At 40.2% G+C, this 13,720-nt stretch carries 11 protein-coding genes; 9 read left to right on the top strand and 2 right to left on the bottom strand.

Annotated features, from left to right (window positions below; translation table 11 throughout):
• Nucleotides 1-24: 24 nt before the first annotated feature.
• The 4 genes from EC846_RS15490 to EC846_RS15475 all read left to right on the top strand — a co-directional run bounded on the left by EC846_RS15490 (nt 25) and on the right by EC846_RS15475 (nt 4,418).
• Nucleotides 25-1,830: an ABC transporter ATP-binding protein gene (locus EC846_RS15490; protein ID WP_123775695.1), complete on the top strand. Its 1,806-nt coding sequence runs from the start codon at nt 25-27 to the stop codon at nt 1,828-1,830.
• A gap of 310 nt (nt 1,831-2,140) precedes the next feature.
• The gene (locus tag EC846_RS15485; RefSeq protein WP_123775694.1) at nt 2,141-2,656 is read left to right on the top strand and encodes a Panacea domain-containing protein; all 516 of its coding nucleotides are present in this window, start codon (nt 2,141-2,143) and stop codon (nt 2,654-2,656) included.
• A gap of 7 nt (nt 2,657-2,663) precedes the next feature.
• A complete protein-coding gene (locus EC846_RS15480) occupies nt 2,664-3,701 on the top strand; it encodes a hypothetical protein (RefSeq protein ID WP_123775693.1) in 1,038 nt (345 codons plus the stop codon).
• Between the two features lie 198 nt (nt 3,702-3,899).
• On the top strand, nt 3,900-4,418 hold the full coding sequence (locus tag EC846_RS15475) for a hypothetical protein (protein ID WP_123775692.1): 519 nt from the start codon (nt 3,900-3,902) through the stop codon (nt 4,416-4,418).
• Between the two features lie 66 nt (nt 4,419-4,484).
• Here EC846_RS15475 and fadA read toward each other — a convergent pair whose 3' ends face one another.
• Nucleotides 4,485-5,657 carry an acetyl-CoA C-acyltransferase FadA gene (gene fadA / locus EC846_RS15470; RefSeq protein ID WP_004802276.1) on the bottom strand — a complete coding sequence of 391 codons (1,173 nt, stop codon included), beginning with the start codon at nt 5,655-5,657 and terminating at the stop codon, nt 4,485-4,487.
• Nucleotides 5,658-5,669: 12 nt separating this feature from the next.
• A complete protein-coding gene (gene fadB, locus EC846_RS15465) occupies nt 5,670-7,823 on the bottom strand; it encodes a fatty acid oxidation complex subunit alpha FadB (RefSeq protein WP_047431485.1) in 2,154 nt (717 codons plus the stop codon).
• A 483-nt stretch (nt 7,824-8,306) separates the two neighbouring features.
• Between fadB and EC846_RS15460 the strand changes: the two genes are divergently transcribed.
• The 5 genes from EC846_RS15460 (at nt 8,307) to EC846_RS15440 (ending at nt 13,713) form a co-directional block, all read left to right on the top strand.
• Nucleotides 8,307-9,320 (top strand): hypothetical protein, encoded by a 1,014-nt coding sequence (locus EC846_RS15460; protein ID WP_123775691.1) that lies wholly within the window; start codon nt 8,307-8,309, stop codon nt 9,318-9,320.
• A 171-nt stretch (nt 9,321-9,491) separates the two neighbouring features.
• Nucleotides 9,492-10,406 (top strand): lipid A hydroxylase LpxO, encoded by a 915-nt coding sequence (lpxO, locus tag EC846_RS15455; RefSeq protein ID WP_004774061.1) that lies wholly within the window; start codon nt 9,492-9,494, stop codon nt 10,404-10,406.
• Nucleotides 10,407-10,496: 90 nt separating this feature from the next.
• Nucleotides 10,497-10,919 carry a PH domain-containing protein gene (locus EC846_RS15450; RefSeq protein WP_123775690.1) on the top strand — a complete coding sequence of 141 codons (423 nt, stop codon included), beginning with the start codon at nt 10,497-10,499 and terminating at the stop codon, nt 10,917-10,919.
• A 92-nt stretch (nt 10,920-11,011) separates the two neighbouring features.
• The gene (gene uvrC / locus EC846_RS15445; RefSeq protein WP_005255496.1) at nt 11,012-12,811 is read left to right on the top strand and encodes an excinuclease ABC subunit UvrC; all 1,800 of its coding nucleotides are present in this window, start codon (nt 11,012-11,014) and stop codon (nt 12,809-12,811) included.
• A gap of 104 nt (nt 12,812-12,915) precedes the next feature.
• Nucleotides 12,916-13,713 carry a thioesterase family protein gene (locus tag EC846_RS15440; protein WP_123775707.1) on the top strand — a complete coding sequence of 266 codons (798 nt, stop codon included), beginning with the start codon at nt 12,916-12,918 and terminating at the stop codon, nt 13,711-13,713.
• Nucleotides 13,714-13,720: the final 7 nt, after the last annotated feature.

Below are 13,720 nucleotides of genomic sequence, written 5' to 3'. Positions count from 1 at the left end.
GCATAAAAGGCAGACGTCGAATATATGAATTTATGGCAGCTATTTCATAAAGTAAAACCTTTTGTCCTTCCTTATAAGTGGCTGGTTGCCGTGACCTTGCTGCTGACGCTGATTGGTGCTTTAACTGCACAGGTCAATGCGTTGACCTTGCAATATGCGGTCGACCAGATCAATGCGGTGGTTGAATCAGGACAGGGCTTGAGTGCAGGCTGGCATATTCTGGTCACGATCAGTGTGATTCTGTTGAGTAAAGAAGTCATCAATATCTTTATTCAGTTTGGACAGAAGTTCTTTGGTGAGAGACTCCGCATTCTGATCTCACAAGATGTGGCGCAGTCGATTATCGTGAAATTTTTACAGTATCGGCTGGCTTTCTTTACGCAGGATGATAATCAGGCTGGAAAATTACAGACTCGTATTGATCGGGGTATTGGCTCGATCACACGACTGGTACAGATTTTCTTTATCGAGATTTTCCCGCTGTTTAGTAGTGCCTTGATTGCCTTGTGCTTAATGTTTTATGCCAATGTTTGGATTGGTCTGGTGGCGTTGTGTATTGTCCCGATCTATTTCTGGGTCACCTTTAAACAGGCACAGAAACTAAGTGGCACACGACGTAATTTACGTGATGGGCGCGAGCGTAAAAGTCAGGGCATTTTGAGTATCATTAACTCGATCACCGTCATCAAATCCTTTAACCGTGAACAGATCGAAGCAGAAAAACAGCTGACGCTACAAAAGCAATTAACCGATCACCAGATGCGTACACGGCAACTCAGTTTTTTGTTTGAAGGGCTGAAAACCTTTATTGAACAGATTGGTGTGGTCTTTATTATCATCCTCACGGCCTATTTTGTGTTAGTCGGTGATATGAGTATTGGGATGATCATGTTTCATATCCTGCTGTTCAATAATGTCTCAGCACCGATTCGGTCCTTGCATCGGATCTATGACGAAGTGAATGACGCGATGATCTATGCAGAAAGTTTTTTCAAGATACTGGAAGCGGATAATGAGGTGGAGACATCGGGACAATTAAAACCGTCCCCACTAACAGGAAAATTTGAGCTGAAACAGGTAAATTTTTCCTATCCAAATGGGTTTCATGCCTTGAAAGAGATTAACCTGACCATCCAGCCCAATAAGATTACCGCTTTGGTTGGCTTATCGGGGGCGGGAAAATCAACCTTAATCAGTCTGCTGGATAAATTTTATGTGCCCCAGTCGGGTGAGATTCTGCTGAATGGCACTCCGTTAAATGACATCGATACCCAATATTTGCGAGATCATATTGGTCTGGTATTGCAAAAAAATCATATTTTTCAGGGGACGATTGAGGAAAATATTCGTTATGGCAAGATGAATGCGACACAGGATGAAATTATTGCTGCTGCGAAGAAAGCTTCGATCCATGAGCAGATTTTGAAATTACCGCAGGCCTACCAGTCGGATGCCTTATTACTCTCAGGTGGGCAACAACAACGGATTGCGATTGCCCGCATGTTCCTGAAAAATCCCCCGATTATTTTTCTGGATGAGCCGACCGCAAGTCTGGATGCAATCGCAACTGAACAGATCAAACACAGTCTGGATGAGATTAAGCAGGGGCGGACGGTTATTATTATTTCCCATAGTCTGTCACAGATTATTGATGCGGATTATACCTATGTTATGCAGGATGGCATGATTGTAGAACATGGTGAACACCATCAACTTTACCAGCAACAAGGCGTGTATAAAAACATCTTTGATGCGATGGCCAAGAGCCTAAATATCGAAAAGATTTCCAAGACTTTTGAGGATGATGATGAAGAGGAAACCCATAGTTAGTGGAGTTTCATCCTATTCAAAAGACCCTGAGATTTTGTATGAATTGAAAATTTTTTCGGCAGCTTGGAAAGGCAGACCCACCACGTCAATTGCGACTGTAAAAGAAATTTGATCAGACAATGAATCTTTATTTGTACTCATCTGAGTTAGAGTGACAACTAATGTCGTACATGTTAAAAATAATACTAAAATCTAGGCTATTTAGTCTTTATAAAAATATTAAACTATGGATAATACACATATATTGGCACTTATTTTATAAGGGTCAATTTAATTTTTAAATTTGGTATTGTGAAAATGGAGGTGTGATATGAAAGCTCTAGATTTTGCTAACTATATAATTTGGTTTGTGAATCGAAATTTTCCCGATACTAGCTTTACACATGTAAAATTACAAAAAATTCTTTACTATGTTTACTGTGATTTTTTAAAGCGGGGAACAAATCTTTTCGATGATAGAATTGAAAAATGGCAATATGGGCCAGTAGTACCCAATGTCTATAATAACTTTTGTTCTTATGGATTTAGTCGTATTACTACACCTGAGACCGCTGTACGTTTTATTAATGATGAGGATGGTATTCGTTTTGAAAGAGAGTTTTTCGATCCTAATACTCTAAAATTGAAAATAGATCAAAGAGAGCGATTAGATTTTATTATTTCTAATTTAGTAGAAAAAGAAGCTTTTGAATTAGTTGAGCTGACCCATCAAGAAAGCTCTTGGATTAGAGCAGAACGAGCTATAAAGAATGGTGAAAAAAATATTCAGTATTCAGTAGATGAGTTATCTAATGAAAGCTTTGATATTGAAGATTTAATTAATTAGGTTATTTGTGAATAGTAATCCTGAAAAGTTTCTTAATCTCAATGAGTTAATTGAAGCGCACTTAGATCCACTTAAAATGACTGCAGATTTACATCAACAAATCTTGCAGTCATTTTTACTTATTTGCCAAGAAAAAAATTTAGTAGATAATAGTGCAGGAGAAACATTTTATCCTATACCTTATCAAGAAATTACAGAATGTATTTATGCATTAGATTTTGAATTTAGTAATGAATTAAACAGCGTTATAGAAGGCTTAATTGAGCCCTTAAAAAAGCTCTTAAAAATTGATGGATTATCACTAGAACAAATAAAATTAGACGAGAATAAAAAAGCTATACATCAGTTAAATGCTTATAAAAGATTTGTATCTCATATCCAATTAGCAGTCTGTCAAAGAAATTTTATTGCAAAACAAACTGTTGATGTTATTTTGCAGTTAAATGAGTTAAAACATGATAATAAGAAGCTTACTAAACAAGTATCGGAATCATTAAGAACAATATCTACACTAGATACACAAATAAGAATGTTAACAAGTGATTTGGATCATGCAAAAGAATTGCTTAATGATTCAAGGGATATTATTGTTAATTCAGTAACTGAAGCAAAAGCTGCAAATTTAGAAGCAAGCTCTGCAAAAATTACTGTTGAAGAGATAGAGGGGAGATTGGTAAATGTTCAAGATGAAACACGTAGGGCATTAGAAGCAGCTCAAAAAGCTCAGAAGGATGCGGAAGACTCAAAAACCCAATTTGTAACGATTCTTGGAATTTTTGCTTCAATTATTGTTGCCTTGTTTGGTGGGATAAGCCTTGTTAAGGCCGCGACTGAATTACTTTCAGATGAGAAAAACATATCGCTTTTTGTATTTGTCATTTCTATTTTATTATTGAGTTTTCTATTACTTATAATGCTTTTAACAAGTTGGATATTAGCTTTAAATACGAAAAATTACAGAAGTTATAATTTGTTTAAGGTGGGGTTGATTGTAAGTTTAGTTAGTGTGATTAGTATTATATCCTTAATGATTACAATACAATAAATGATTTTAATACTTTTATTTTAGTGAGTATGAGTTTGGTATCTCTAATTAAATAGAATGGGTGCTAATTTATCAGATATTAGTTTTACCGTTTATCTGACCCTTACTGAATCAAATCTGACTTTGCTGTAGCCTATTTATATATGCTTTTATTTAACTCATTATTTTCTTATGGATGAGGGATATTTGGAGCGAACGATGAATTTTTTTAAACGAGCAGCTTTGTTCTCCCTGTTGATTCCTTTGGGTGTACCCATGGTTCACGCGCAAGAGGGGAAGGTCACGTCATTACCGACAATTCGGGTCATGGCTGAATCTGAGCTGCGGGAAGAAGTTGGATTTGTGCCTTATCAAGAAGATAAGCAAACCCGTCAAGCGCTGCAACATCGTGTCTATAAAATTCACAATGATATGCAGAATGCAGGTGTGACTGAAAGTCCGACCAGCGTGAATTATCAGCCTATGGCGGCACAGCCAGATCTGTCTCAATATTCTCCGATTTTGCAACAATACATATTGGCTGTTGCTTCTGGTTTTCAGTCCTCAGACCCAACCAATGGTCTTTTTAAAATGCTGGAGCCTTTGAATATTAACCGCGGTAATATTGACGGCATTCGCAATGGCACAATTAAAATCGATTTAGGCGATATTTTGAAATTGCAGCAACAGATTAGAGATGGATTGAATCCACCACAGAATCCTTTGTTTCCGCGTTAAAAATTTGATCCTAGCAATAAAAAATCCCCGCAAAGTGCGGGGATTTTCTTTTTATCTTAGTGTCGATTAAACACGTTCAATAATGGTCGCGATACCTTGACCAAGACCGATACACATGGTCGCAAGACCGATTTGTGTATCTTGTTGTTCCATCACGTTCAACAAGGTTGTAGTGATACGCGCACCAGAACAGCCCAATGGGTGACCCAATGCAATCGCACCACCATTCAAGTTGATGATGTCTTGCTTGTCATAAACGCCTAAGCCTTTCATTACTGATAAGCCTTGAGCAGCAAATGCTTCGTTTAATTCGATAGTCTGGATATCCGCCATGGTTAAACCAGCACGCTTAAGCGCTTTTTGAGTTGCTGGTACTGGACCATAACCCATGATTGCAGCATCACAACCCGCAATGGCCATTGAACGAATCACGGCACGTGGTTTTAAACCCAATGCTTGAGCACGTTCAGCAGACATCAATAACATTGCAGATGCGCCGTCAGAAAGAGCAGATGAAGTTGCTGCTGTTACTGAACCACCTTTAGGATCGAAAACTGGTTTCAATGCTTTGAATGCTTCAAGGTTGGCATCAGCACGAATTACTTCGTCGATGTCGCAAAGGATTTTGAAGCCGTTTGCATCATGACCTTCAACACCAACGATTTCGTTTTTGAAGCGACCTTCTTGAGTTGCAGCCCACGCACGACGGTGAGATTCAACACCGAATGCATCCTGCTCTTCACGAGAGATACCATTCATACGACCTAACATTTCAGCTGTTAAGCCCATCATGTTAGATGCTTTTGCATAGTGTTTAGACGCTTCTGGGTTGAGGTCAATGCCGTGCATCATACCGACGTGGCCCATGTGCTCTACACCACCGATGATGAACACATCACCTTGGTTGGTTGCAATCTGAGCTGCCGCAGTGTGGATTGCTTGCATAGAAGAACCACAAAGACGGTTTACTGTTTGACCGCCAGCAGTTTTTGGAATATCAGCCAATAAACCAATGTTACGAGCAATATTCATACCTTGCTCTAAAGTTTGGTTTACACAGCCCCAGATTACATCTTCAACTTCATTAGTATCAAACTGGTTACGAGCAACAAGTGCACGTACTAATTCAGCAGATAAACTGTCGGCACGTACATTGCGGAACATACCGTTACGTGATTTGCCCATGGCAGAACGAACGCCATCAACAATCACAACGTCACGTGGATTTAAAGTAGCCATTCACGTCGCTCCTTAACCGTAGAATTTTGTGTTGTTAGCAGCCATGTCACGCAACATTTGTGGCGCTTCATAAGCCTTACCTAAGTGTGCATATTTGTCGCAAAGCGCAACGTATTCAGCAACACCTGTTTGGTCGATGTAACGGCATGGACCACCGCGGAATGGAGGGAAACCAACACCCATAATCATTGCCATGTCTGCTTCAGAAGCAGTTGCAACGATCTTGTCTTCTAGGCAACGAACAGTTTCGTTACAGAAAGCAAGCATCATACGGTCAATGATTTCCTGATTATCAAACTCGCGTTTTTCACCAGTCACGAATGGTGCAATGATTTCGTATGCTGTTGGGTCAACAGTTTTCGCTTTCTTGCCTTTCTTATCTAACACGTATTTGTAGAAACCAACGTCGTTCTTTTGACCAAGACGTTTTGCTTCGTACATTGCTTCGATTGAACCTTTGTAGTCTGGCTTCATACGGTCAGGGAAACCTTCTGCCATCACTTCTGCGCCGTGAACACCTGTATCGATACCAACAACGTCGATCAAGTATGCAGGGCCCATTGGCCAGCCGAATTTCGCCATTACATTATCCACTTGCTGGAAATCCGCACCGTCTTTTACAAGAAGGTCGAATGCACCGAAGTAAGGGAACAATACACGGTTAACCAAGAAACCTGGGCAGTCGTTAACAACGATTGGTGTTTTACCCATTTTTTGAGCAAGTACCACAGTTGTTGCGATTGCTTCTTCAGAAGTCTTTTCACCACGAATCACTTCTACCAATGGCATCATGTGTACTGGGTTGAAGAAGTGCATACCTACAAAGTTTTCAGGACGTTGTAATGCTTTCGCCAAACGAGTGATTGAAATCGTAGAGGTGTTAGACGCAATAATCGTGTTTTCACGAACATGCTTTTCAGTATCAGCAAGTACGATTTCTTTTACTTTTGGATTTTCAGTCACCGCTTCGATCACGATATCCACTTCTTTAAACTCGTCATAGCTTAAAGTTGGACGGATGCGAGCAAGTGTTTCACCCATTTGCGCAGGTTTCATTTTCTTGCGTTCAACTTGCTTGGTGAGCAAGCCATTCGCTTCTTTCATACCCAATGCAAGCTGTGGGTTACCAATGTCTTTCATGATGATTGGTGTGCCTTTGCTTGCCGCTTGGTAAGCAATACCACCACCCATGATACCAGCGCCTAGAACAGCAGCTTGGTTGACTGGATGAGCACCTTTCTCATATTTTTTCGCAGTTTTCTTCACCACTTGGTCATTGATGAATAAACCAATCAATGCACCTGCTTGTGGAGTAATCGCAGCTTTTGCAAAACCTTGTGCTTCTGCTTTTAACGCGTCATCACGGGTTGAGCTTGCACCTGCTTGTAAAGAATCAAGCAATAATTTTGGAGCAGGGTATTGAGCAGGGTTTGCTTTCGCAAGGACCGCACCTTTCGCCGTATTGAACGCCATCATTTGTTCAAGTGGGTTCAATTTGATTGCATCTAATTTTTCTTGACGCTTTGCTTTCCAGTTTAAACGGCCAGCAATAGCTTGTTTAACTAAATCAACCGCAGCTTCTTGTAATTTGTCAGCAGCAACAACCGCATCTACAGCACCGTCTTTCAATGCTGCAGCTGGTTTTTTCGGATTCGCCATTGCCATCCATTCAACGGCATTGTCGATACCGATTAAACGGCTTAAACGTACGCTACCACCAAAACCAGGATAGATACCGAGTTTGATTTCTGGTAAACCAACTTGCGCTTGTTCTGACATCACACGATAGTCACACACCAAGCACATTTCAAAACCGCCACCTAGCGCTGTACCATTGATTGCAGCAACTTTAGGTAGATCTAAATCTTCAAAGCTATTGAAGATTTCATGTACAGGCATAAGCCAATCAACGATCGCTTGCTCACCAGCAGCGAAGTTGTCGCCAAATTCAGTGATATCAGCACCAACGATGAATGTTGATTTGCCAGAAGTTACGACTAAGCCTTTAATATCGTTATTGGCTTTCACTGCAGCAATTGCTGCTTGGAAGTCTTCGATGGTTGCACGGTTAAATTTATTAACCGACTCACCTTGTAAGTCAAAGCGGAATTCTGCAATTCCGTCCGCAAGCATTTGGACGGTAATGGCATTGCCAGCGTGGATCATGCCTGATCTCCCTTGTTGTGGAGGATTCTAAGTGGATGTCATAAAGCGTATGTGCAGTTCGGCACACAAAAAAGCTTCGCTAATCTTACGATAACTATATCCAAAAAGGACATAACAAGTTGTATCAAGCCGTGACGCTAGGGTCATCATTTGTTTTTGTTATTCAGTTTTTGGTTTTATGTTTTTGAAAATTATTGAGTTTATCTTTTTTTATTCATTTTTTAGGCTTCTATGAAGCTTTATTTATCTCTTAAAAAACCGCTGCGATATTTTGATAATATGTCGTTTTTAACGATGTAGATAAGCGCACTAAATCGAGCGTTATTTATATAAATTTCGACTTATTTATGAGTAGGAAATAACAAAGAAAAGTTCTTTATTAAATAAATTAGGTCAATTTATAAACACTGGACAGAAAGACTTGTCTATTTTTTTATCTTTAGATAAACTTTATGTTATAAAAATGTTTAAGAAAGTAATATTATGTTAAAAAATAAATTTGTTGTTTTGGCCATGCTTCCATTGATGTTGAGCGCATGTGGAGGTGGTGGCAGTGGTGGATCTAATGATGATAAATCCACAAATACCAATGAAAGTACTGAAACTAAAGACTCTACTGCAGACGGTACTCGTTATTATTTTATGGATTATAACGTAGATGCCGAAGATGAGCTGAATACTGCTTATTTTCAAATCTTTAATAAAAAGTCTACCATTGCTTCTTCAAATCAGACTTTAGATGAATATTTACTAACAGAGAAAAAGCTTTATTTCCCAACAGATAAAGCGGTGAATACGATGAATATTAATGCCATGACTGATTGGCGACTCGATATCATTGGAGATGTTAAAGAAGACTGGAAATTACAAAAAGTTGATCTATCTGGGAAAAATATGTTTGATACAGTTTTACCAGGTTACCGTGAAATCGGCTTTACTGTGACGGACAATAGTACTGCAAATGGACGCATCTTTCTTAATACTTATGGTCAAAATAAATTTCCTCAAGGAAGTAGTTGTTATCGTTTAATCTCAAAAAAATCCAATCAGCCGACCTTTGCATTTAATACAGATCAGGACTATGAAATTAATCAAAGCTTTGAAGAGTTTGACGCTGAAAATGGTCCATATCTCGAGTATTTGAATCAAACCAATCAATTTGGCTTAAGCTATAGAGCTGTTAAAGGATCATGGCTTAATGTTCCTTGGACAACAATTTACGATACCACTCTAGGTTTACAGGTAGGTAATGCTGTTGCAGTACAATATGGCGGCAAGACCTATGCGGCAGAATATACCAGCAATATCGCTTGGACTGCTGATCAAGAAAGCCTGCACTGGAATACTTTCCTCAAAAAACAGACTGACCCGGAAGCGATTCGTGTTGCCAAATTAAGAATGGCACAGTTGAAATCAGGTTGTTATGTCTTTAATGAAACTGCTGCAGATGCACTTGTTTCTTTGACTTCATTAAACTGGAAACCATATCAAGACTAATATCAGACTCATCTTGACTAAATCTCAGAAATGAATATTTCTGAGATTTTTATTTACTAAAAAATGATACTTATTGATCTAGGTCTGAATTTTCTTCGCGAGTTTGTTATTATTTCTCCATTTCAAATTCCGTCGAAGTATCCTAGATGATACTCAAGAGTGAGTAACTATATGATTAAGTGGATCATATTAGCGATTTTTATCATTTCTGCATTGTATATTCAGCGTCGTGGGAAAGTGAAGCATTCGTTTTATCGTCAATTTTTTGACCATTCGACGATTCTCGCGCCGATTAACTTTTTAATGTACATGTTTTCCAAAGTGCCGAATCAGCCGTATATCGACACACAGCATTTTAAGGACTTAAAAATCCTTGATGAAAACTGGGAAATGATTCGTGATGAAGCAAGAGCCTTGTATGACAAAGGTGGGATTAAAGCATCAAGTACTTATGATGACTTGGGGTTTAACTCATTCTTTAAAACAGGCTGGAAACGTTTCTACTTGAAATGGTATGACTCTGCACATCCATCAGCAGCTGAGCTTTGTCCAAAAACCACAGCCTTATTAAAAACATTACCAACCATTAAAGCTGCAATGTTTACTGAACTTGCGCCGGACAGCCGTTTGGTTCGCCATCGTGACCCTTATGCAGGTTCATTGCGTTACCATTTGGGCTTAATCACACCGAATGATGACCGCTGCTTTATTGATGTGGATGGTGAGCGTTATTCTTGGCGTGATGGTGAAAGTGTTGTCTTCGATGAAACTTATATTCACTATGCTGAAAACACTACGGATCAAAACCGTATCATTTTCTTTGCAGATGTTGAACGTCCATTAAAAACACGTTTTATGGAAAAGTTTAATCACTGGTTTGGTAAAAAAGTGATGACGGCGGCGAGTTCACCAAATGAAGCGGGTGACCAGACAGGTGGTTTAAATAAGGCATTTGGTTATATTTACCAGATCCGTATTAAAGCCAAAGCCTTGAAGAAGTCGAATCGTTCACTGTACTACTTCTTGAAGTGGTTCATTATGCTTGGTTTGTTCTTCCTTATTTTTATTCGTCCTTATGTATTTTAAGTTCGAATTAAATCAACGCCCGTAAGGGCGTTTTTTTATGGGGGATTGCGATAAAATATTTGAATTCATCAACATTATTTGGAAGCCCATATGCAAGTATTCCGTTCCAAAATCGACTGGTGGTTCTGGGGTGTGGTCATCGCAACCACAGGTTTATTGCTCCAATTTTTGTGGACCATGTATATCAAGGGAACGATGCAGCAATATCCTGAACATGCGCTACTTTATTTTTTAACCATTGCATTGTTATGGTGGCCAATTCTAAATACACGCTATATCGTGACAGAACAGCACTTAATGATTCATTCAATGTTATTTAAGTGGCAAATCAATCAGTCAGACATTATCAAAATCTCGGAAAGTCATAACCTCATTTCATCTCCTGCTTTATCTTTAGACCGTTTGCGCATTGATTATCATAAAAATGGTGTGGCAAGTCATATTTTGATTTCACCTAAAGATAAAGATGTTTTCTGCAAGGCACTTAATAAAACATGTTCAACTTCTAGATAAGCGTTGTGCTTACAGGATATTCACATTTAAAACTTGAAAAAATCTTCCTAAGCATCACATCATGTGGTGTAAATAGAGAGAATAGGCATGCCGTGAACCCAAACGCTCGAGAACATATTGAAAAAATATTGGCGCATATGACCCAGTTACCTGGCGTTTATAAAATGCTAGGTAAGGATGGTGAACTACTGTATGTGGGCAAAGCCAAAAACCTGAAAAATCGTGTCTCGAGCTATTTTGTAAAAACCATTGATCATCCTAAAACGCAGGCCTTGGTGGCCCGTATTTATGATATTGAATCGCTGGTGGTTCGCTCTGAAACGGAAGCATTATTACTCGAACAAAACCTGATTAAACTGCATCGCCCGCCCTACAATATTATGTTGCGGGATGATAAGTCTTACGTCTATATCTTTGTTTCTGCGGATAAACCTTATCCACGGATTGCCAGTGGGCGGGGGAAAGGCAAGCATCAGATTGGTAAGTTCTTTGGGCCTTATCCCAGTGCCTATAGTGCCAGAGATACCTTATTGGTTTTACAAAAACTGTTTAATGTACGTCAGTGTGAAAACAGCTATTTTTCACAGCGCAAACGCCCATGTCTGCAATATCAGATTAAGCGCTGTACTGCGCCGTGTGTGGGCTTGATTAGTCCTGAAGATTATAAAGAAGATGTCGATAACTCGATTCGTTTTCTGCAAGGCGATACCAAAGAGCTGAATCAGGAGCTGATCGGAAAAATGGAGCAGGCCGCAGAGGCACTGGAATTTGAGAAAGCCGTATTCTATCGTGATCGTCTAGGCTTATTGCGTGAAGTCCAAGCTCAGCAAGCGGTGTTTAAAATTAAGGGTGAGGCCGATATTCTGGCGATTGCTTATCAGGCTGGTGTGACCTGTGTGCAGATCATGCATGTGCGTAATGGGCGTATGCTGGGCGGAAAAAGTTATTTTCCAGATATGCTGGGCGATGATTTGGGGCAGATGCTCAGTGATTTTATGGCGAACTTTTATTTTCAGGTGGCAGATGAAGTGCCGTCTGAATTGATTGTGAATATCGACATTCCTGACAAGGCACAACTGGAAGAGGCCTTGCAGCAAACATTTAATAAAAAGGTCCAGATCAAGCATAAAGTGCGTGAAACTCGGGCGGAATGGCTTGAGCTGGCGCAAATGAATGTGCAACATGCGATTAAAGGCAAGTTGAGTAATCATCTGGAACTGAATGAGCGTTTTCATCAGTTGGAGCAGGTGGTCGGACGCCCAATCGATCGTATTGAGTGTTTTGATATTAGTCATACCATGGGTGAAGCACCGATTGCTTCTTGTGTAGTATTCGATCAGGGCGGCGCCAGAAAACGCGATTACCGTCAGTTTGCCATTCAGGATATTACTGGTGGGGACGATTATGCTGCAATGCGCCAAGCTCTGACCCGTCGTTATAAAAAGAATATGCTGCCAGACCTGCTGTTGATTGATGGTGGTAAAGGGCAGTTGCATATGGCGATGGAGGTGATGCAGGAACTGCAACTCGACGCCTTTATGATTGGTGTGTCTAAAGGTGAAGGACGTAAGCCGGGGTTGGAAACGCTACATTTTACTGATGGCACTAAAATTCAATTGCCAGAAGATCATAAAGCATTGCATCTGATTCAACAGGTTCGCGATGAAGCCCACCGTTTTGCGATCACCAAACATCGGGCTAAGCGAGATAAACGTCGTAGTAGTTCAGTATTGGAAGCTATTCCCGGTTTAGGACCAAAACGTAGACGTGATTTGCTCACCCATTTTGGTGGTATTCAAGGGGTATTAAAAGCCTCTGAAAAAGAGTTAATGCTGGTTCCGGGTTTAGGCGAAGTGATGGCGCGAACAATTTATAAAATTCTGCATGAATAAAAGGTTCAATTGACTCAATCGTCCTGATGAGGTTGTATCAATGATCATTCACAAATCGCTAAAAACATTCAAAGATAGGATGTTTGGATCATGAAGGAAAAATGATGTCATTGCTTCCGCTCTATCAGCAGGTTGAACAACAAGAATGGATTGATATCCCGTCAGGCTGGCTGCAAGGTCGCACGGTGTTTGGCGGTCTGGTCGCAGGCATTCTGATCCAGAAAGCTTTATCGGTCGTACAAGATGCGGCAAAGCAACTGCTCAGCTGTAATATCACTTTTGTAGGGCCTGTACAGCAAGGACAAGCAAAAATTACCGCGGAAGTCTTACGTGAAGGTAAGTCCGTGACTACGCTTGAAGTAAGATTGTGGCAAGACGAAGCGGTGCAAAGTATCTTGGTTGCCAGCTTTGGTTCGTCACGTGAGTCCCGAATTCATGTCGAAAATCTGCCACACGTACCTGATTATCCTACGCCTGAGCAACTCGATAAAACCTTTTATATTGAAGGACTCATGCCTGAATGTTTACAGCATTTCGAATTGTGCTGGGCAGAAGGCAGTTATCCAATGGCAGGCAGCAAAGTGCCTGATTTTGGTGGATGGAGTCGTTTCTCACCAGATTTGCATCAGAACCGTGCGATGCAACTCCCTGATCTGTTTGCATTAATGGATGTATGGCCACCCGGTGTATTACCGATGTTCAAGACACCTGCACCCGCAAGTTCATTGACCTGGCAGATTACTTATTTGCATCCTGTGGCGGAGCAGATGCAAGACTGGTTTAAATATAAAGTTGTGACGGAGTACGCAGAACATGGTTATTCCACCGAATATGCATATCTTTGGAATCGTGAAAACCGTTTAATTGCGGTGCTTAGACAAACAGTTGCGGTTTTTGCCTAGTCGACAC

The organism is Acinetobacter sp. BIGb0102 (assembly GCF_003815055.1).
GTDB classification, from domain to species: Bacteria; Pseudomonadota; Gammaproteobacteria; order Pseudomonadales; family Moraxellaceae; genus Acinetobacter; species Acinetobacter vivianii.
This window is presented reverse-complemented; position numbering and strand designations above follow the sequence as displayed.

Coding starts and splice junctions, on each gene's coding strand:
- EC846_RS15490 (WP_123775695.1), top strand. CDS start 25: ATGAATTTATGGCAGCTATTTCATAAAGTAAAACCTTTTGTCCTTCCT.
- EC846_RS15485 (WP_123775694.1), top strand. CDS start 2,141: ATGAAAGCTCTAGATTTTGCTAACTATATAATTTGGTTTGTGAATCGA.
- EC846_RS15475 (WP_123775692.1), top strand. CDS start 3,900: ATGAATTTTTTTAAACGAGCAGCTTTGTTCTCCCTGTTGATTCCTTTG.
- fadA (WP_004802276.1), bottom strand. CDS start 5,657: ATGGCTACTTTAAATCCACGTGACGTTGTGATTGTTGATGGCGTTCGT.
- fadB (WP_047431485.1), bottom strand. CDS start 7,823: ATGATCCACGCTGGCAATGCCATTACCGTCCAAATGCTTGCGGACGGA.
- EC846_RS15460 (WP_123775691.1), top strand. CDS start 8,307: ATGTTAAAAAATAAATTTGTTGTTTTGGCCATGCTTCCATTGATGTTG.
- lpxO (WP_004774061.1), top strand. CDS start 9,492: ATGATTAAGTGGATCATATTAGCGATTTTTATCATTTCTGCATTGTAT.
- EC846_RS15450 (WP_123775690.1), top strand. CDS start 10,497: ATGCAAGTATTCCGTTCCAAAATCGACTGGTGGTTCTGGGGTGTGGTC.
- EC846_RS15440 (WP_123775707.1), top strand. CDS start 12,916: ATGTCATTGCTTCCGCTCTATCAGCAGGTTGAACAACAAGAATGGATT.